The following is a 16,140-nucleotide window of genomic DNA, read 5'->3' on the forward strand; positions in this document are numbered from 1 at the left end:
CGGGTCACTCGCCGCCGGTGGCCTGGCGCTGCTCGAACGCGTCGATCAGCTCGTTCAGCGCATCCGGGTCGCCGGCGGTGCCGACCCAGACGCCGGCTTCGGTCCAGACCGGGATCTCACCGGAGTCCTCGGCGTCGAACCAGCAGACGTACCGTCCGTACCGCTCGAGGACGGCCGTGGAGAGGGCGGTCGGGTCGGACGGCTGCGGTGCTGTCTCCAGCACGGCGAGGGTGGTGACGACCAGCCATATCGGCTCATCGGGCGTGCGGGGGAGCCGGAGGTAGCCGGTGACGCGGAGCTTGTCGCCGGGGGTCAGGTCGTGGATGACCGTGCGCGCCATAAACGGGTCGGCGACGCTGCAGGGCAGGATCATCTCGTCCGTGCGCTCGTCCGTCGGGGAGATGGTGAGGCGGAACCGCGCCGTCGACCCGTGGAGGTCGCCGGGCACGGTCTCCTCGTCCAGGAATCCGTCCAGGGCTATGGCGTCGTCGTCGGCCACGGTCAGCCGGCCTTCCGGACCGGCGCCTGGTGCGCGGCGTCGTACGCCTCCAGGACCCGCTTGGGCACGATGCCCGCGTCGGCGACCTGGTGGCCGTTCTCGCGCGCCCACGCGCGGACGGCGGCGAGCTCCTCACGGGTGCGGCCGCTGCCCAGGCCCGCGCGGATCGGGGTGGGCGCGGCGGCGGCCGCCGTGGTGGCGCGGGTGCCGGCCTTGACGGTGCGCAGCTCCTCCTGCGCCTTTTCCAGTTCGGCGCGGGCCTTGGCGACCTTCTCCTCGGCCTCGCGCTGGGCGGCCTCGCTGTCGCGGCGTTCGGAGAGCTCGGTGAGGTCGGCGGTGATGCGGGCGGCGCGGCTGCGGACTGAGGCGGCCGGGTGCGTGGCCGCCCAGTCGAGCAGCTTCTGCACGGCGTTGGTGATGGGCAGCGCGATGACCGGGACGTCGATGACCGGGGAGCCGGCGGCCGGGGCGGGCAGTCCGAGGACGCGGTCGGCGATGAGGTCGCTGAGCTCGGTCTCGGTCAGGCCGGTGGCCTCGCGGATGGCCTCCTCGCTGTCGCCGTTGTTGTGCATGGAGATCGCCATGGCCTCGTGCGCGGACAGGGCCGGGGCGGTGGGGGTGTTCGTCATGGTGGGTGCGTCTCCGGTTTCCGGGATGAGGGGGAGCAGGGCGGTGAGGGTGTCGGTGGGCAGCCCGAGGACGTCCAGGAGCAGCCCGAGGTCGTCCTTGTCGCGGGAGCTGCGGGCGGTGACCCGGGCCGCGGCGGCGAGCTGCTGCTGCGGGTTCGGGTTCAGGGGCAGCGCTTCGGCTTCGAGGGCCTCGGTCCAGTCGGTGAACATCACGCGGCCTTGCCGCTGACGGCCAGCGCCAGCACGTGCAGATTGGACGCCGCCTGCGCCGGGGTGATGGGTTCCTTCCAGCGGTTGTAGGGCGCGGGCCGGGTGGGGATGCCTTCCAGCTCCAGGCGGGCGAGGGCGAGTTCGCGGGCGGTCGGCGGCACGACGCGGGCCTCGCGCGCCCGCTCCCTGCGGAGCCGGTCCTGTTCGGCGACCACGCCGACCCAGTCCGCACCGAGCCGGGCCACGAGCTGCTTGCGCAGCCGCGTACGGTCGCGGACGGTGGTCGCCGCCCACACGCCGTGCGCGGTCAGGGCGGGGTTGGCCAGCGCCCACTTCAGGCAGCCCTCGACGATCGGGCAGCCGGAGCAGGCGTGCTTGACCTGGACGAGCGCCTTCTCCCGGGCGCGGGGGTCTTCGTCGGTGCGGATGTCCTCGATCGAGAACAGGCTGGGCTCCGTGCGGCAGCGCAGGGCCTGGTCGGTCTCGGGGAAGGGAATCCGGTCGTCGGCCGCGATGAACGTCGGCGGCTTCGGGACGCCGGTGCGGGTGCCGCTCATGAGGTGCCCTCCGGAGCGAGGTGGGGGAGCTGAAGGAGGACCTGGTCCACGAGGTCGCGCGGCGGGCGCCACGGTCCGAGCTGTCCGTGCAGCCACGGGATCGGCAGCGCGAGCTCCCGGACGTCGGCCAGGACCAGGTGGAACGCGTCGGCCTGCGCCCAGCGCGAGCAGAGGGCGGTGCCGGCGGCGTCCTGGTGGCAGTCGGTGAGGCGGGCGACGCCGATGACGGCCCGGGTGTGCAAGGCGCGGCCGCGGATCGCGGTGGCGACCAGCGGGTCGCGCATCGGGGCCCGCTCGGTGGCCTGCCCGGCGTGCAGCAGCACCAGGCCGCGCCAGGACCAGGCGGCCGGGCGGTTCTCCACGTCCTTCCCGGCGAGGATGCACGTCGTCCAGGGCTGGCGGATCGTGATGCCCCGGATCCAGGTGCCCAGGTCGGCGGTGGTGGTGGTGTCGCTCATGCCGCCCGCCCCAGGGTGTGGGTGCCCGGCCGTCCGGCGCGGCGCCCGTTGATGGAGGGCACCATGGCGTGCGAGCGGTCGGCGAGGACGGCGCGACCGGTGTGCTTGCCCGCGTACATCGCGGCGTCGGCGGCCCGCTGGAGCAGGGACAGGTCCGTCGTGCCGAGGACGTCGGGGCAGGCCGCGCCGACCGACGCGGCGACGTCGACCAGGCGGCCGCCCTCGACCTCGACGGGCTGCGCGAGCAGCTGCGTGAGCTGGGCGAGACGGAGCTCGCGGCGGCCGGGTGCGATCCGGACCGCGACGGCGAACTCGTCGCCCCCGAGCCGGCCGACCACGCCGCGGCTGCCCGACCAGGCGGTGAGCCGGGTCGCGGTCGCGGCCAGGACGCGGTCGCCGGCGGCGTGCCCGCCGGGCCCGTCGTTGATCTGCTTGAAGTGGTCCAGGTCCACCAGGACCACCAGGGCGCTGTCGCCGTACCGGTCGATGAGCTGCCGGGCCCGGGTGGTGTAGCCGTCGCGTCCGAGCAGTCCGGTGAGCGGGTCGCGGCGGGCGGCGGACAGCTTGCGGTGCAGCGCGAGCGCGTGCACGGTCCAGCCGGTCAGCGGCACGGCGAGGGTGGTGATGAGCAGGGCACGTTGCCCGAACGGGGCCTGTACGCGCGCGGTGGAGGCCATACTGGTGGCTTCCTCTCTCGTCTTGTACGGGATGGGTAGGCCCGAGGCAGGCGTCGGTTACCAGGCCGTGTGCGTCTGCCTCGGGGCGTATCTACAGCTCGTAGGGCTTCTTGCGGGTCCAGCTGTTCGGGTTGGACCAGGGGCCGGCCTTCGCCGCCGCCCAGTCCAGCTCCCAGCCGTCGCGGACCCCGCGCGCTGCCCAGCCGCCGTCCTGCTGCCCGGGGACCTCGAGTCCGGCCCGCCGCGCGGCGAACGCCGCGTCGTAGACCTGGTGGGCACGAGCCAGGGCCTCGTCGACCGAGGACGCCCTGCCGGTGAAGACGTGCACACCGCGCTGCGCCCGGTCGTTGGTGTGTATCGGTACGTCCACCTCGTAGAACTCCAGCTGCTGCGGCATGACGCCTTCTCCTTCCTGTCGCTGGTCGTGGCGGAACACCGCGACCGCCCCGGCCGGGAAGGGCCGGGGCGGCACGGAGGAACGCCGCGGGCGCGCGGGAAGGGGTCAGCGCTTGACCGCCTCCGCGACGATCTCGGCGTGGTCGAACGCCAGGTCCGGGAGCGCGGCCAGGGGCCACCAGCGGGCGGCGGTGGCGTCGTCCCCGGCCGTCGGCTCGACCAGCGCGGGCAGGGTGGCGGTGTAGGCGACGGTGACGTACCGGCCGCGCGGGTCCCGGCCGACGGCGTCGAAGGCGCCGACCTGCCGGAGGTCGGCGGTCGGGACGGTGATGCCGGTCTCCTCCTCCAGTTCACGCGCGGAGGCGTCCAGGCTGCATTCGCCCTTGTCGACGTGTCCGCCGGGCAGCGCCCACCGGTTCTTGAACGGCTCCCAGCCCCGCTCGATCAGCAGGACGTGCCGGTCGGCGAACAGGACGACGTCGGCGGTGTAGCGGATCGTCTCGTCGGTGGTGGTGTCGGTGCTCAAGAGGTGTCTCCTGGTCTTGGATCGGGGCCCCGGCCGGGTGGCCGGGGCGGGGCAGGACTGTCTGCGGGTGGTCAGGCGGGGACGGGGGCGGGGGTGTCGAGTCCGGCACCGAGCAGCAGGCCGCGGATCGACTGCTCGTACTCGCCGGTGCGGAACCGGTCGAAGGTGAGCTGACCGGCGACCAGGCAGCGGGCTCGCAGCCGGATCAGGGCGACGGCGTGGGGATCGGCTCCGGCGTCGGCGGCGGCCTGCGCGGCCGCGTCTCCGGCGAGCTGGTTGGCCGTCTGGAGGCCGGCCTCGCGGCGGGAGCGCCGGGCGCGTCCGTACGCCCAGTCCGTCAGCGCGCGGGTGTCGTCCACCCGGGTCTCCCACGCCTTGTACGTGCGGCGGGTGGCCTCGGGGTCGGCGGCCCACTCTTCGGCCCACTGGCGGGCGAGGTCGGGCAGCTGGGCGAGGACGGCCAGGACCTGCGCGCCGCGGTGCCCGAACGCACGCCACGCCTCGACCTCGCGGACGACGCGGATCTGGTGGGACATCAGCCAGTACGGGGCGAAGTCGTTGCCCCAGTTGCCGGTCTCACCGAGCGGCTCGACCTCCCACAGCCGCACCGGCCACCGCTCCGCCGCCTCCAGGCGCTCCAGGATCTCGCCGGGCCGGCTGTACATGTGGAAGTAGCCGAACGGCTTGTCGGTGTACCACCGCTCGCCGGGGGTGGGGTGGTCGACGGTCTCGCCGATGTGGTCGGCGAGGTTCACGGTCGGGATCGTCTCGCCCAGGCCGCTGTAGTAGCGGGCGAGGTGGTTGCAGGTGGGCGGGACGGTGCCGTCGGGCCGGGTCGCCATGTAGTGGACGACGGGCCGGGCGCTGCGGGCCATGGGTTTCTCCAGGTCGGTTCAGGACGTGCAGGCGGGTTGGGTCACCCCGGTGGCGTGGCTGACGGGGCACCGCGCCGCCCCGGCCAAGGAGGCCGGGACGGCACGGTGTGCGGTCAGGCAGCTGCGGTCTGCGCGGTGGCGGTCTCTTCGCGGGCGGCGGCGGCTTCGGCCTGCCGGTTCTGCCGGATGACCTTGCCGACGATCTGCCCGGTGACCTTCGCGGCTTCGGCCTCCATCTCCGCCTCGGTCCGGTAGAGGCTGCGGGCCCTGCCCTTGGACAGGACCTGGGTGCCCATCTCGTGCCGGGTAAGGGCGATGCGCCGCTCCAGTGCGCCCTTGCGGCACAGCTGGTCGACCTCGACGAACGCCCACACGAGCGTCGCGCCGATCTCGCGTCGGCGGCGGCGCAGCCGCTTGGCGTTGATCAGGATCCGGATCGTGTTCTTCGGGGCGATCACGGTGACGGAGTACAGGTCGTCGGGCTTGTTGGTGAAGCTGAGGCGCTTCTCGGCGTAGACGTTCTCCGGGATCCCCGCGGCCGCTCCCTGCGCCGCGGCGGCGAGGCCGGGGATCTTCTTGGGGGAGGTAACCACCAGCTCCACGGCGGTCAGCGGGCGCCGCCCGAAGTGCTCCTTCACGAGCTTCTGCGCGGTGATGACGGTGTCGTTGATGTCGGCGGTGAGGCTGCGGGAGGTGAACAGGCCGTCGCGGATGACGGTGATCTGCGTGGGCTGCGACATGCGGGGGCCTTCCGGCTCGGTCTCGGGTGGGTCTGATTGGCCGCCGCACCGCCCCGGCCGCGCAGGGCCGGGGCGGAACGGGTAGCCCGTCAGGCTTCGAGGGACTTGAGGTGCTCGTGGAGCTCGGTGACCGCGGGGTGGGGCTTGTCCTCGTCCTCGGTGGCGCCCGTCGCCTGGGCGGCGGGAAGGCCGGCGGCGCGGGCGGCGAGGTGGAGGCGGATCTGCTCCATGCCGGTGATGGGCACCGGCTGCTCGCCGTCGCCGGTCAGCAGCGTGAAGTGGTTCTTGCGGCCGTACTTGCCGACCTCGGCACGGTGGTGGAGCACCACGCCGGGGGCGAGGTAGAAGGACGCCTCGCCGTCCTCGTAGCCGCGCCACCGGTTCTCGTCTCGCAGGAAGTTGTCGCCGTCGTCGATCCGGAAGGCGTCGCTGGCGGCGCGGTGTGCCGCGTCTTCCTCGGTGGCGGTGACGACCTGGGCGAGGGCCTCGTCCAGGGTGGTGGCCGGGGCCGGGGCGGACCGGCGGGTGGAGGGCAGCGGGGTGCGGGTCCGCATGAGGCGGCGCATCGGGGCGAGGACGAGTTCGGCGAGTCCGTCGATGGCGACGGCGCCGATGACGGCGACCGCCCCGGCGAGCAGGATGCGGGTCCCGTCCGTCCACGTGGCGGGGGCGACCTGGTAGCCGAGGTAGGCACCGGCCGCGCCGCCGATCAGCGTGGACGCCATGCTGGCGCCCTCGATCATCGTGTTGACGACGCTGATGGCCGTCTGGCGCAGGGTTGCGGTCATGATGTTGAGGCTCCTTCTTCTGTCAGTGCGCTCTGGGAGGGGGAGGGGTACTGCTCCGGGGCGGCCGGGCCCGACGCCTGCGGCCGCCCCGGGCGCTCAGCCGGCCGTGTGGAGCGCGGCGGTGGTGCGGACGGTGTCCGCGAGCAGCACGGTGAGCTCGTGGCCGTGGTCGACGGCGTCCTCCAGGCGCTCGATGAGCTCGGGGGGCAGGTCGCGGTTGCGGGCGCCGGCCAGCAGGCCCTCGAGGTAGAGGACGTCGGCGAGGACGCGGCCGCGGACTTCCAGGACGCAGGGCTGCACGTGCAGGACGTCGGTGTTCTTCGCGGTGGCGCGGGCCGCGTGGTCGGCGGCCTCGGTGTACGCGGTCTCGGTCTGCTCGGTGAGCAGCGCGTCGACGGCGGTGGTGTCGGCGTAGGCGCGGCGCCAGCCGAAGCGGGCGGCGGCGGCCTCCATGAGGGAACGGCGGGCGAGGGACACGGTGACCTCCGGGGGAGGGCCGGTCGTCCGGTCTCGGCTGACCGGGCGGACACCGCGTCGTCCCCGGCCGCCGACGTGCGGCGGGCGGGGACGCACGGAGGGCGCCGGTCAGTTCTCCGGGAGGCGGCGGGCGTAGTACGAGGTGTAGTCGCTGTACTCGCTGCGCTCGACGCGCACGATCTCCGGCTCGTCGACGACCAGCTGGTTGAGCACGGCCACGATCCAGTCGTTGGTGCGCTGGAGGGTGAGGCGGATCAGGTCCAGGTCGGACACCCACACCTGCGTGTCCCCGTCCCGGCGGCGGGACCTGCGGACCCAGGCGTGCAGTTGCTCGCGGACGGTGTCGTCGTCCGGGCGGTCGGGGATGTCGCGGGGCAGCGCCCGGCAGGTCGTGGCGTGCTCGTTGGCCACCGTCGCGGCGTCGGCGAGGCCGTAGCGCGTGTTGTAGGTGCGCTTCCCGTCCTTCGCGGTGGCGTAGTGGCAGCCGAGGCAGGCGACGGAGTAGTAGGTGCCGTGCGGGCCGTCGTCGGTGGTGTAGACGAGGACGACCGAGCTCGCCTGGTTGTAGTAGCGCTGGGCGATGGTGACGCCCTCGGGCTTCCAGGTCTCGCCGATCTCGGGCCACGGCTCGGGCTCGACGGCCGGCAGATCGACGGGCTCGGGGCGACGGGTGAACAGGGTGAGCGCCATGGGCTACTGCTCCTTGTCGGTGTCGGGACGTGCGGCGGGGTGAGCGCGCCGGGCCGCGATGGCGGCCACGGCGAGGAGGACCAGGACGAGCGCGTACGGCCAGCTGCTCACCCGGCGACCGCAAGGACGGCGGCGGCCAGGAGCAGGGCGAGCGCGGCGAGGATCGTGTCGACCGCGCGGGCGAGGCGCGCGTACTTGGCCACGGCGATGGTCGACAGGGCCTTGATGCGGGCGCCGCGGGTGTCGGTGTCCATGGAGACTCGGATGGCGTCCGCGTCCAGCTGCGCCCAGTGCGGGAAGCTGCCGGGCGCCGGCGTGCGGCCTCCGATGTTGGGCCGCACGACCAGGAGCAGCAGCACGGCGGCGGCCGCGAGGAGAAGGCCGGCGGCGCCGCCCACGAGCTGGGCGGGCAGGGGGAACTTCTTGTCGGCGAGGCTGGCGAGTCCGGCGAGGACCGCGCCGTCGAAGGCGAGTAGCAGCGATGCCTTGCTGTCGGTGCGGGCGATCTCGCCGCTGACCGTGGTGCAGGCGGCGTCCAGGTTCTTGCCCGGGTCGCTGGTGTGCGGCGCGGCGTCGGTGCCGAGGGTCATGATCGGATCCCTTCCGGCCGGGCTGTCCGGCTCCCCTTCACCACCCGGCCCGCGTACGGCGGGGCGGGTGGATCAGGCAGCCGCCAGAACGGTCAGCGGGCGGGGTGGTTGTGGGTGTGGATGGTGATGCGCGGGCGCAGGGACAGGCCGCGCAGCGCGAAGAGGGAGCCGATCGTCCAGGCGAGGACGGCCAGGGCCGCGGCGACCGGGCGGCCGGCGGTGGGGGAGGCGTCCCACACCATCGCCACCGAGCAGACGCCGTGCGCGATCCAGGTCAGCCGGGCGCCGACCGCGCCGGTGAGCCAGGACAGGCCCAGGGAGACGGCGCCGACGCCCAGCCAGATGAGGAAGGCGCTGGAGGCCGTCAGCGGAAGGCCGGCGGTGTGCGCGGCCAGGTAGGCGTGGACGGGGTCGGCGACGGTGGCGGTCCACTGGGTGAACCAGGCCCAGTCCTGGTGGTGGTACCAGTCGATCGCCTTCGGCACGCCCCACTTGAGGGCGAGGATCACCGCGATCACGCCGACGGCGCCGACGGCGGCGATGGCTCCGGCCGGGACGTCCTGGGCGGCGCGGATCGGCTCGGCCTGTGGTGCTGCCGGCTGCCTCGGGCGGGGGATGCGCTGGCTGTCGTCGATGGTCGTCAGCGGCGGGACTGCGGGGTCGGGCTTGTTGGGCTCGGTCACCGGTGGTTCTCCTTCGCGGTGGTCGACGGCGTCGCGGACGGGGTGACGCTGTGGGTGGGGCGGGTGGGGCCGTGCTGGTCGGGATCGGCGGCGCCGCTGCTCGCCCCGCACAGCTGCCAGCCGAGGAAGATCCCGGCGATCAGGGCGACCTGGTGGCGGTGGGCTTTCCACCAGGTGGGCGGGGTGGGTTCGGTCAGGACGCCGATCACGGCGGGCGGCTTCTTCGCCATCGGGGGTGGGCTCTCCCAGGCACAGGGGACAAGGTCGTGTGCGCGGGGCCGGGTCTGCCCGGCTCCCCTTCACCACCCGGGCCGCGAAGCCGCGGCACGGGTGGATCAGGCAGCCGTCAGGGGTGAACGGTCATGCTGCGGCGGCCAGGTGGCCACCGCCGTGGTGCATGTAGCTGCCGGGCGCGGCCGGGGTGCCGTCGGAGCACTCCAGGCACGAACCGAGGGTGCGCAGAGGAAGGCAGTGGTAGTACCGGCGCAAGCACTTCGGGCAGGTCTGCCGGGCGGCCATCGCCTTGTCGAGCGCGACCTCCTTGGCGAAGGTCATCGGCCGGATCGGCTTGGCCTTGGCGATCTCGTAGAGGTAGGCCATGCGTTTGCCGCCCCGGCACTCGATGACGGCGACCGGGTCCTGGCCGCCGGGCCGTAAGCGCCTCTCCCTGAGTTGCCGTCTGGTCGCGAGCCCTTTCGGGGCCTGCCTCCAGCGGTGCACGGGGAGGGCGCCGGTGGGGTCGGCGTAGATGTCGACGTCCCGGACGGCCGGCGGGGACGTCGTCTCAGCGGCGGCCACGGCCTCGGTTGTGTCCGCGGCCGGTGTGGACCTGCACCTTGGCGCGGCCCCGGGCGGTCACGTTGATCGAGCTCGCCTTCCCGCTGCCGGGGCCGGTGGCGAGCATCTTGAGCAGGACGAAGCCGCCCAGCGCGAGGCCCGCCAGGATCGCGAGCGCCTTGGCGAGCTCCAGCAGCGCGGCCGCGAGGAAGAAGACGCCGACCCCGGCGACTCCGAGGATGACCGCGACCAGCGCCGCCTTCACCAGGAGCGGGGAGACGTAGGGCTGCGGGGCCGGGGCGGGCGGCGCCGTGTAGTAGGCGACCGGGTGGCCACCCGGGCCGGGCATCACCACGACGCCGTCCAGGCCGGGGGCCGGCGGGTAGACGACCGCGCCCTGGGGGAGCGGGACGACGTGCTGGCCGTACGCGGGGACGGGCTGCTGGCCGTACTGGGGAGGCAGCGGCTCGGGGTAGTAGGTGGGCTGGGGCTGCTCGCCGTAAGACGGCATGATGGGGTCTCTCCTCTGCATGGGGAGCTCGGGCGGTGTCATTTGGCGTGAGATTCGCCCGGGGAGGCTTCGGCCTCTTCACCGGTCCCCGAGGTGCTGAATTCATCTCGGGGGCCAGTGGAGCCGTCGAAGCGCGCTCAGTCGGTGGCGTGTCCGTACCGGGTGGGCAGCAGCGGTTCGCTGCGGGCCAGGATCGTCGGCGGGTGACCGGGGCCGACCGTGGGCAGTTCGATCGGCTCGTCCGGCCGCTCGGTGAAGTCGTACGTGAACTCCACGGTGCTCTCCTCTTCTTCGGGCCGGTGGGTCATGCCGCACCGGCGTTTTCGCTGTCGTCCTCGAAGACGTCCAGGGCGTCGGCGATGACCGAGTCCTCGAAACCGTCCTCTTCCGCGAGGCGCTTCTTCGCGGCGCGGACGCGGTCTCCGACCCACGTCTCGGCCTTGTCGTACTGGTTCGCGAGGCGCTCCAGGTCGGGCGCGATGCCGGAAAGCGAGCACTTCGCGATGTACCGCTCGGCCTCATCGCGCTGCCGCTCGCGCACATCGCGAGGGATCCGGCCCGCAGTTTCCGAGGCGGCCAGGGCGGGAACCGCGGTGAGCGCGGCGCCACTTTCCGAGGGACGGCCCGCAGAAATCGAGGCGCGGGCTCCTGCACTTTCCGAGGTTCCGCGAGCCTTGGCGGCGGCCCTCTCCAGGAGCCGCTGGCGCTTGATCTTCTCGGCTTCCTCCAGGGCCCGGGCCTCGGCTTCGGCCTTGATCCGCTCGGCCTCTGCCTTCGCGTCGGCCTCCTTCCGCAGCGCTTCTGCCTGGGCTTCTGCCGTGGTGATCTCGGCCTGCCGCTGTGCCTCACGGTCCCGCTCGGCCTGCTCCAGCTCCCACTTCTGGCGACGGTCCTGCGCGTCGATCTCGGCATCGGCCTTGCGTCGCGCCGCCTCGATTTCTGCTGCTCGCTCCTTGATCTGGAGCCGCTCGCGTTCTGCCTCGATTTCTTCGCGGCGGGTACGGGCGGCGGCCTCGATTTCTGCCTCGCGGCGCTCGTTTTCGAGCCTCGCGTTCTCCTCGCGTTCGCGCCGGGCGTCCTCGCGTTCTTCGCGGGCACGCTTGGTGGCGGCCTCGCGTTCTGCTTCCTCGCGCTTGGCGGCGGCCTCGCGGTCGGCCTCTTCGCGAGCTCGCTTTTGCGCGGCCTCGCGTTCTGCGAGCTTCGCGGTCTCGAACTGCGCGATGACCGCGGTGAGCTCGCTGCGGCGCCGGGTGGCGTACTTGCGGTACCCGGTGGCCGCTTCCGCGAGCAGGATCAGCAGCGCGGGCGCGACGGAGTGGAGCAGGATTCCGCCGGCGTCCGGCTTCTGCGGGACGAAGTGGAAGTGCCCGTCCGGGTAGAGGCTGGTCCAGCAGTTCATGACCCAGGTGGACAGGCCGGCGGTCCAGCGCAGCAGGAACGGCCAGCCGCCGGGCTTGTAGTCGCCGCCGTGCTCGGCCAGGACACCGTCGACGTACAGGACGGTGATCAGGGCGAGGCTGGCCAGGGGATCCAGCATCCAGGCGATGAACCACGGGATGTCGTGGGAGATGCCGAACAGGGTCACATTCACACACGTGAAGACCAAAGCGCCGCCACCGAGGGTGAGCAGCGCCCTGGTCACCATGGCCAGGACCTCGTCCAGCTTGGCGATGGACTTGCGGGCCTTGGCGGCGTCGTCGGCACTGACCGGCGCGGGAGGAGCGACGGTTCTGGGCGCCCCGGCCAGCGTCGGCCGGGGCACGGTCGGGGCACTCAATTCAGTTACCTTCCGTAAGGTGCGCGGGGGTGCGGTGCGCACCGTGCGCGTGGGACAAATGGGTACGCATTGGGTGGTGCGCGGCCAGGGTGCGGGCCCCCTACCTGGGGCGGGGACGGGTGCGCACGGTGCGCGGAGTCGCGCACCGTGCGCACTCCGCTTTGGTCACTCTCCGTTGATTCAGGAGAGGGGCGAGCGGAGGATGTCGTACTTGCCGAAGCCCTCGTCCGACTCGTCCTCGGAGATCACTCCGGCCTCCAGGAGGGCGTCGCGCTGGCGGTAGAACCAGCGCTTGGTGTCGGAGAGTCCGATCCGCAGGAGGATGTCGGTGACGTCGCGGGGAGCGAAGGAGTTTTTGCCCTCGCGAACCCACTGGTCGATTCGCTCGTACAGGGCCTGGCGGCCCTGCTCGCTGGTCAGCTTGTCGCTGTCGTCGCCGCCCAGCTCGAAGACGGGGGCGTCGTCGGCGGGGGCCTCGATCTCGTCCTCGATGCGCAGGTGGTCGTACTCGCCCGGCTCGGGGTCCTCGTCCAGCACGTTCTTGAGCATCTCGTTGAGCTCCTCGACCTCGGCCGCCATCGTCTCCTCGTCCACGCCGTCCATCTCCTCCTCGGGCGGTCCGGAGTAGGCCGGCGCCGCCGGGGCGACCGGGGCGGTCGCCGTGGCGGTGGGGGCCGCGGCCGGGGCCGCCTGCTGCGGGGTGTTCTCCTCTCCCTCCTCCTTGGGCAGCAGGGGGGCGTCGTACGTGGTGCGGTTGACGTACAGGTCGCCGAAGGCTTCGGCGGTGATCGTGTCCAGCGGGGTGCGGATCGCGGCCCCGGCGGTGATGGCGTCGGCCTGGTCGCGCTTGCTGGCCAGCTCGGTGCGGGCGGTGATGTGCCAGCGGTCCTCGGGGATGCCCAGGCCCGCCACGTAGTGGTAGCCGGGCTTGCGGTTGCCCCACTGCGGCCAGGCGCCGGCGTCGGTCGCCTCGTCCGGCAGGCAGTACTGCGCGTCCGCGCCGTCGCGGAGACCGAAGCACAGCCCGGCCGGGCTGTTGGCGCGGGAGTCGGTGTCCATGTTGTTGTGCGTGGCGCGCTGGATGGAGGTCAGGATCCAGATGCCGGCGGCGCGGGCCGTGCGCAGGATCTTCTGGTAGTGCTCGTTGTCGGCGGCGAAGTCCGCGGCCTCTTCACCGATGATCACCAGGAAGTTCAGGCCGCAGCCCGGCTCCCACTTGCTCATCCCCTTGGCGGCGAGGTAGTCGGTGCGCTTCTCGATCGCGTTGGGCAGGAGCTTGAAGAACCGCCGGGCGGCGTCCTTCTTGTCGATCGGCCACTCGATGCCGTGCCGGACGTGCCCGAAGTCCTGCTGAAACTTCGAGCAGTCGATGGCGATGACGCTGACCTCCGTGCGGGTGCCGCACTCGGTGATGATGAGCTGGTTGCCCTGGGTCTTGCCCGCGCCGTTCACGCCCATCGCGATGGCGTGTTCGACGTTGCCGTTGGACAGCGGGCCCGGGTCGCGGAGCATCCCGGTGAGGTTGAGCAGGACGTCCTCGCCGTCCTCGTAGCGGCCGGTGCGGATCGGGACGTCGCCGATGGACGCGCCGAACGCGGACGGGCCGCGCCAGGGGAAGCCCTCCTTGAGGAGGTCGGCGACCTGGACGCGCATGGTGATCAGCGAGGAGTCGTCGTCGTCCACGGTGTGGGTGATGCGCCCCTTGCCGATCTTCATCGCGGCGGCCATGGCGGGGATCCTGCGGGCCAGGTCGTCCGCAGTCGCCCCGTCCTTGGCCTCCACCTGCACGATGACCGTGCCCTTGCCGTTGGACTGCGCGTCCTTCAGCTCGTGCTTGGCCAGCCCGATCTCGCTCTCCAGCTTCTCCCACTTGCTGGCGCCCTTCTCGGACCCCTTCTTGTGGAAGGAGCTCCAGAGGTTGTTGGCCAGGGAGAGGCCGATGCCGCCCAGCGCCCAGGCGCCGGCGGTCGCGGCCGTGTCGACGCCGGTGATGGTGCCGAGGGTCACGGCCGTGGTGACCGCGATGGTGTTGACCTGGTGCAGCCGGACGGTGTCCTTGTCCCGCTTGGCCTTGCTGTCCAGGTGGCTGAGGAACTTGCAGAGGCCGGCGCCGGTGCCCGCGAGGCCGAGGGCGGCCAGCGCGAGCGCGGCCGGGTTCCCGGCGACGGCCAGGTGCCCGCCCTCCACCAGGACGGGCCCGAGCGCGGTGATCGCCCAGGGCCCGACGATGCGGATCCGCCGGGCGCGGTCCTGCTGCTGCTCGTCCTCGCTGCGGGTGTCGATCGTCTTGGACTTCGAGAAGCGGCGTGCCATCAGGCGGCCCTCCCTTCTTCGCCGGGCTTCCCGGCACCGTCGGACGGCTTGTCGCCGATGGAGAACCCGGGCTTCGACTTGCCCTTGCCCTTGCGGGCCTCGGCCTCGGCCTCCTGCTCGGGCTTGATGAAGTGCTTGACGAAGGAGGCGTACATCTTCACGCCGGACAGTCCGAGCACCTTCGCGGCGGTCGAACCGGCCCGCAGGTGGCCGCTGACCAGCTTCGCGCGGATCTTGCTCTGGACGCCGAACGTGTACCACTTGCCCTTGTACTGGGACAGGATCGCGCTGATCATGTCGGCGTCGAACGCCAGCCGCGTGTACAGCTCGAAGCCGATGGCGCGGAGGATCTTGGCGTAGTTGTGGAGGTCGCGGTCGGTCTTGAACTCGATGGCGTCCAGCTGCTTGATGAGCTGTCCGAGGTTCGAGCCGACCTTGTCGCCGTCACTCATGAACGGGATGTCCTTCCGGTGGTTGGGGCGGGGGTTGTGCGGGGCGGGGGCTCTGTCACCTCCCCGCGGTCCCGGGCCTGGGCCCGGGGCCACGGGCAGACGGCAGGGTCACCGGTTGCTGCTGGCGGCCTGGTCGCTACCGGAGTTCTGCACCGCCGTGGCGATGCCGTTGCCGATGTTGTTCAGGGCCCCGGCGAGCGGGGACGTGGCGAGGGCGTAGCCGCAGATCAGGGCGGCGATCAGGACTCCGGCTCGCATGTCGGCGCGCCAGAACAGCCAGGTGGCGCCACCGGCGAGCAGGAAGAGGGGCAGGGCGATCACGGGTCCTCCAAGGACGGGGAGTTGGGTGAGGAGCTCTCCAGCCACGAGGGCCGAACAGAGCGGGGAACGCGGGTTCCGACGCTCTCCACCGCCACCGGACCGCGGGGGCGGGCCGGTGGCGACTGGGCAACGCGGGACGGGGTGGGAAGTCAGCGGGCCAGGAGCACCGCGACGACGACGATGAGCGGGGTGGCCATGCCGAGCAGGTAGAGGAACTTCATGTCTCCTCCTTCCGGAATCGGTTGAGGGGATCAGGCGGCGTTGCGGGCCCGGTTGCGGGCGGCCCGCCGCTTCATCGCGCGGCGCTCGTCCTCGGAGAGGCCGCCCCAGACGCCGTCGTCCTGACCGGACTCCAGCGCCCACTGCAGGCACTGCTCCATGACGGGGCAGCGGCGGCAGACGGCCTTGGCTTCCTCGATCTGCAGCAGGGCCGGGCCGGTGTTCCCGATGGGGAAGAAGAGCTCGGGGTCCTCCTCGCGGCAGACCGCGTTGTGGCGCCAGTCCATCGCGGTCACTTCCCCTGCCGGACGCGGCGCAGGGCCTCGTCCATGTCCGTGTCGGAGTCGCCGTTGTTCCGTGCGATGCTGATGCGCATCAGGGCCTCCATACAGGTCCTGGACAGCCTCGGGGGCGCAATCCCCGGGGCTGTCGTCGTGTTGGCGGGTCGTACGACCGGCCACGACCAGCGGCCACCCTCTTGGTGCAGTAGGGGGTGGCCGGTGATCGTGGGCGTCCGTCCGGGGCCGGCTGGTCAGGCAGCGGCGTATTCGGGGCGGCAGCCGGAGCGGATCGTCCGGCGCAGGTGGTCGGCGTAGGGGAGGAGGACGTCGACCAGGCGCTCGCGGACGCGGGCAGTGATGGCCGGGTCGGTGGCGAGGATGTCGCGGCTGGCGTCGACGCGGGCGGTGATCTCGGCGCCGTGCGCGAGGGCGAGCTCCTGGCGGCGGTCGGGCTGAACGGTCAGCACCGCGGCCGCGTACCGGCGCAGCTCCCGGGCGGTGCCCGCGGGCTCGTGCATCTCCAGCGGCGTGCCGAAGGCGATGTCGAGGTCAACGTCGAAGTCGTCGAGCGGGACGTCGAGCTCGTCCAGGAGCGCGAGCGTCTCGGCGTCGAACACCTCGCCGGTGCCGGGCCGGTGGGACGTCAGGGTCGAGGTGGCGGGCATCAGGGCCTCCAGGGTGCGGCGCGTCGGGC

The 16,140-nt window shown here is 72.5% G+C and carries 24 protein-coding genes; all 24 read right to left on the minus strand.

Annotation, left to right across the window (positions count from 1 at the left end):
- Nucleotides 1–4 precede the first annotated feature (4 nt).
- The 24 genes from ACZ6ZI_RS38450 to ACZ6ZI_RS38565 all read right to left on the minus strand — a co-directional run bounded on the left by ACZ6ZI_RS38450 (nt 5) and on the right by ACZ6ZI_RS38565 (nt 16,111).
- Nucleotides 5–499, minus strand: a complete 495-nt coding sequence (locus ACZ6ZI_RS38450) for a hypothetical protein (protein WP_469529332.1) — start codon at nt 497–499, stop codon at nt 5–7.
- Between the two features lie 2 nt (nt 500–501).
- Nucleotides 502–1,338: an Lsr2 family DNA-binding protein gene (locus tag ACZ6ZI_RS38455; protein WP_469529334.1), complete on the minus strand. Its 837-nt coding sequence runs from the start codon at nt 1,336–1,338 to the stop codon at nt 502–504.
- The gene (locus ACZ6ZI_RS38460; protein ID WP_469529338.1) at nt 1,338–1,895 is read right to left on the minus strand and encodes a WhiB family transcriptional regulator; all 558 of its coding nucleotides are present in this window, start codon (nt 1,893–1,895) and stop codon (nt 1,338–1,340) included. Before ACZ6ZI_RS38460 ends, ACZ6ZI_RS38455 begins: the two co-directional genes overlap by 1 nt.
- The gene (locus tag ACZ6ZI_RS38465) at nt 1,892–2,353 is read right to left on the minus strand and encodes an ASCH domain-containing protein (RefSeq protein ID WP_469529340.1); all 462 of its coding nucleotides are present in this window, start codon (nt 2,351–2,353) and stop codon (nt 1,892–1,894) included. The genes ACZ6ZI_RS38460 and ACZ6ZI_RS38465 overlap by 4 nt, the downstream gene beginning before the upstream one ends.
- Complete coding sequence (locus ACZ6ZI_RS38470) at nt 2,350–3,030, minus strand: GGDEF domain-containing protein (protein ID WP_469529343.1); 681 nt, start codon at nt 3,028–3,030, stop codon at nt 2,350–2,352. Before ACZ6ZI_RS38470 ends, ACZ6ZI_RS38465 begins: the two co-directional genes overlap by 4 nt.
- 91 nt (nt 3,031–3,121) lie before the next feature.
- Nucleotides 3,122–3,427, minus strand: coding sequence for a hypothetical protein (locus tag ACZ6ZI_RS38475; RefSeq protein WP_469529346.1), 306 nt, complete (start codon nt 3,425–3,427; stop codon nt 3,122–3,124).
- 105 nt (nt 3,428–3,532) lie between these two features.
- Complete coding sequence (locus ACZ6ZI_RS38480) at nt 3,533–3,952, minus strand: NUDIX domain-containing protein (protein ID WP_469529348.1); 420 nt, start codon at nt 3,950–3,952, stop codon at nt 3,533–3,535.
- A 71-nt stretch (nt 3,953–4,023) separates the two neighbouring features.
- Nucleotides 4,024–4,827 carry a hypothetical protein gene (locus tag ACZ6ZI_RS38485; RefSeq protein WP_469529351.1) on the minus strand — a complete coding sequence of 268 codons (804 nt, stop codon included), beginning with the start codon at nt 4,825–4,827 and terminating at the stop codon, nt 4,024–4,026.
- A gap of 113 nt (nt 4,828–4,940) precedes the next feature.
- Nucleotides 4,941–5,567 (minus strand): hypothetical protein, encoded by a 627-nt coding sequence (locus ACZ6ZI_RS38490; protein WP_469529354.1) that lies wholly within the window; start codon nt 5,565–5,567, stop codon nt 4,941–4,943.
- A gap of 89 nt (nt 5,568–5,656) precedes the next feature.
- The gene (locus ACZ6ZI_RS38495) at nt 5,657–6,355 is read right to left on the minus strand and encodes a hypothetical protein (RefSeq protein WP_469529357.1); all 699 of its coding nucleotides are present in this window, start codon (nt 6,353–6,355) and stop codon (nt 5,657–5,659) included.
- A gap of 96 nt (nt 6,356–6,451) precedes the next feature.
- The gene (locus ACZ6ZI_RS38500; protein ID WP_469529358.1) at nt 6,452–6,832 is read right to left on the minus strand and encodes a hypothetical protein; all 381 of its coding nucleotides are present in this window, start codon (nt 6,830–6,832) and stop codon (nt 6,452–6,454) included.
- A 108-nt stretch (nt 6,833–6,940) separates the two neighbouring features.
- Nucleotides 6,941–7,522: a hypothetical protein gene (locus ACZ6ZI_RS38505; RefSeq protein ID WP_469529361.1), complete on the minus strand. Its 582-nt coding sequence runs from the start codon at nt 7,520–7,522 to the stop codon at nt 6,941–6,943.
- 107 nt (nt 7,523–7,629) lie between these two features.
- Nucleotides 7,630–8,112, minus strand: a complete 483-nt coding sequence (locus ACZ6ZI_RS38510; protein ID WP_469529363.1) for a Pycsar system effector family protein — start codon at nt 8,110–8,112, stop codon at nt 7,630–7,632.
- A gap of 92 nt (nt 8,113–8,204) precedes the next feature.
- A complete protein-coding gene (locus tag ACZ6ZI_RS38515) occupies nt 8,205–8,795 on the minus strand; it encodes a hypothetical protein (protein ID WP_469529365.1) in 591 nt (196 codons plus the stop codon).
- Complete coding sequence (locus ACZ6ZI_RS38520; RefSeq protein ID WP_469529367.1) at nt 8,792–9,025, minus strand: hypothetical protein; 234 nt, start codon at nt 9,023–9,025, stop codon at nt 8,792–8,794. Before ACZ6ZI_RS38520 ends, ACZ6ZI_RS38515 begins: the two co-directional genes overlap by 4 nt.
- 130 nt (nt 9,026–9,155) lie before the next feature.
- Nucleotides 9,156–9,593 carry an RRQRL motif-containing zinc-binding protein gene (locus tag ACZ6ZI_RS38525; protein WP_469529368.1) on the minus strand — a complete coding sequence of 146 codons (438 nt, stop codon included), beginning with the start codon at nt 9,591–9,593 and terminating at the stop codon, nt 9,156–9,158.
- The gene (locus ACZ6ZI_RS38530; RefSeq protein ID WP_469529371.1) at nt 9,580–10,083 is read right to left on the minus strand and encodes a hypothetical protein; all 504 of its coding nucleotides are present in this window, start codon (nt 10,081–10,083) and stop codon (nt 9,580–9,582) included. The genes ACZ6ZI_RS38525 and ACZ6ZI_RS38530 overlap by 14 nt, the downstream gene beginning before the upstream one ends.
- A 137-nt stretch (nt 10,084–10,220) precedes the next feature.
- On the minus strand, nt 10,221–10,391 hold the full coding sequence (locus tag ACZ6ZI_RS38535) for a hypothetical protein (RefSeq protein ID WP_469529374.1): 171 nt from the start codon (nt 10,389–10,391) through the stop codon (nt 10,221–10,223).
- Complete coding sequence (locus ACZ6ZI_RS38540) at nt 10,388–11,860, minus strand: hypothetical protein (protein ID WP_469529376.1); 1,473 nt, start codon at nt 11,858–11,860, stop codon at nt 10,388–10,390. The genes ACZ6ZI_RS38535 and ACZ6ZI_RS38540 overlap by 4 nt, the downstream gene beginning before the upstream one ends.
- 180 nt (nt 11,861–12,040) lie before the next feature.
- Nucleotides 12,041–14,173: a hypothetical protein gene (locus tag ACZ6ZI_RS38545; protein WP_469529378.1), complete on the minus strand. Its 2,133-nt coding sequence runs from the start codon at nt 14,171–14,173 to the stop codon at nt 12,041–12,043.
- Nucleotides 14,173–14,625 (minus strand): hypothetical protein, encoded by a 453-nt coding sequence (locus ACZ6ZI_RS38550; protein ID WP_469529381.1) that lies wholly within the window; start codon nt 14,623–14,625, stop codon nt 14,173–14,175. Before ACZ6ZI_RS38550 ends, ACZ6ZI_RS38545 begins: the two co-directional genes overlap by 1 nt.
- Nucleotides 14,626–14,733: 108 nt before the next feature.
- On the minus strand, nt 14,734–14,946 hold the full coding sequence (locus tag ACZ6ZI_RS38555; protein ID WP_052876083.1) for a hypothetical protein: 213 nt from the start codon (nt 14,944–14,946) through the stop codon (nt 14,734–14,736).
- A gap of 251 nt (nt 14,947–15,197) precedes the next feature.
- On the minus strand, nt 15,198–15,452 hold the full coding sequence (locus tag ACZ6ZI_RS38560; RefSeq protein WP_469529384.1) for a WhiB family transcriptional regulator: 255 nt from the start codon (nt 15,450–15,452) through the stop codon (nt 15,198–15,200).
- A 245-nt stretch (nt 15,453–15,697) separates the two neighbouring features.
- A complete protein-coding gene (locus tag ACZ6ZI_RS38565) occupies nt 15,698–16,111 on the minus strand; it encodes a hypothetical protein (RefSeq protein WP_469529387.1) in 414 nt (137 codons plus the stop codon).
- Nucleotides 16,112–16,140 lie beyond the last annotated feature (29 nt).

The sequence above is a fragment of the Streptomyces sp. NPDC103540 genome (assembly GCF_055584445.1).

Excerpts from the sequence above, each read along its gene's own strand:
- ACZ6ZI_RS38470 (WP_469529343.1), bottom strand. The coding sequence starts at position 3,030 with ATGGCCTCCACCGCGCGCGTACAGGCCCCGTTCGGGCAACGTGCCCTG.
- ACZ6ZI_RS38565 (WP_469529387.1), bottom strand. The coding sequence starts at position 16,111 with ATGCCCGCCACCTCGACCCTGACGTCCCACCGGCCCGGCACCGGCGAG.
- ACZ6ZI_RS38535 (WP_469529374.1), bottom strand. The coding sequence starts at position 10,391 with ATGACCCACCGGCCCGAAGAAGAGGAGAGCACCGTGGAGTTCACGTAC.
- ACZ6ZI_RS38560 (WP_469529384.1), bottom strand. The coding sequence starts at position 15,452 with ATGGACTGGCGCCACAACGCGGTCTGCCGCGAGGAGGACCCCGAGCTC.
- ACZ6ZI_RS38455 (WP_469529334.1), bottom strand. The coding sequence starts at position 1,338 with ATGTTCACCGACTGGACCGAGGCCCTCGAAGCCGAAGCGCTGCCCCTG.
- ACZ6ZI_RS38510 (WP_469529363.1), bottom strand. The coding sequence starts at position 8,112 with ATGACCCTCGGCACCGACGCCGCGCCGCACACCAGCGACCCGGGCAAG.
- ACZ6ZI_RS38530 (WP_469529371.1), bottom strand. The coding sequence starts at position 10,083 with ATGCCGTCTTACGGCGAGCAGCCCCAGCCCACCTACTACCCCGAGCCG.
- ACZ6ZI_RS38495 (WP_469529357.1), bottom strand. The coding sequence starts at position 6,355 with ATGACCGCAACCCTGCGCCAGACGGCCATCAGCGTCGTCAACACGATG.
- ACZ6ZI_RS38550 (WP_469529381.1), bottom strand. The coding sequence starts at position 14,625 with ATGAGTGACGGCGACAAGGTCGGCTCGAACCTCGGACAGCTCATCAAG.
- ACZ6ZI_RS38460 (WP_469529338.1), bottom strand. The coding sequence starts at position 1,895 with ATGAGCGGCACCCGCACCGGCGTCCCGAAGCCGCCGACGTTCATCGCG.
- ACZ6ZI_RS38545 (WP_469529378.1), bottom strand. The coding sequence starts at position 14,173 with ATGGCACGCCGCTTCTCGAAGTCCAAGACGATCGACACCCGCAGCGAG.
- ACZ6ZI_RS38475 (WP_469529346.1), bottom strand. The coding sequence starts at position 3,427 with ATGCCGCAGCAGCTGGAGTTCTACGAGGTGGACGTACCGATACACACC.
- ACZ6ZI_RS38465 (WP_469529340.1), bottom strand. The coding sequence starts at position 2,353 with ATGAGCGACACCACCACCACCGCCGACCTGGGCACCTGGATCCGGGGC.
- ACZ6ZI_RS38485 (WP_469529351.1), bottom strand. The coding sequence starts at position 4,827 with ATGGCCCGCAGCGCCCGGCCCGTCGTCCACTACATGGCGACCCGGCCC.
- ACZ6ZI_RS38520 (WP_469529367.1), bottom strand. The coding sequence starts at position 9,025 with ATGGCGAAGAAGCCGCCCGCCGTGATCGGCGTCCTGACCGAACCCACC.
- ACZ6ZI_RS38505 (WP_469529361.1), bottom strand. The coding sequence starts at position 7,522 with ATGGCGCTCACCCTGTTCACCCGTCGCCCCGAGCCCGTCGATCTGCCG.
- ACZ6ZI_RS38490 (WP_469529354.1), bottom strand. The coding sequence starts at position 5,567 with ATGTCGCAGCCCACGCAGATCACCGTCATCCGCGACGGCCTGTTCACC.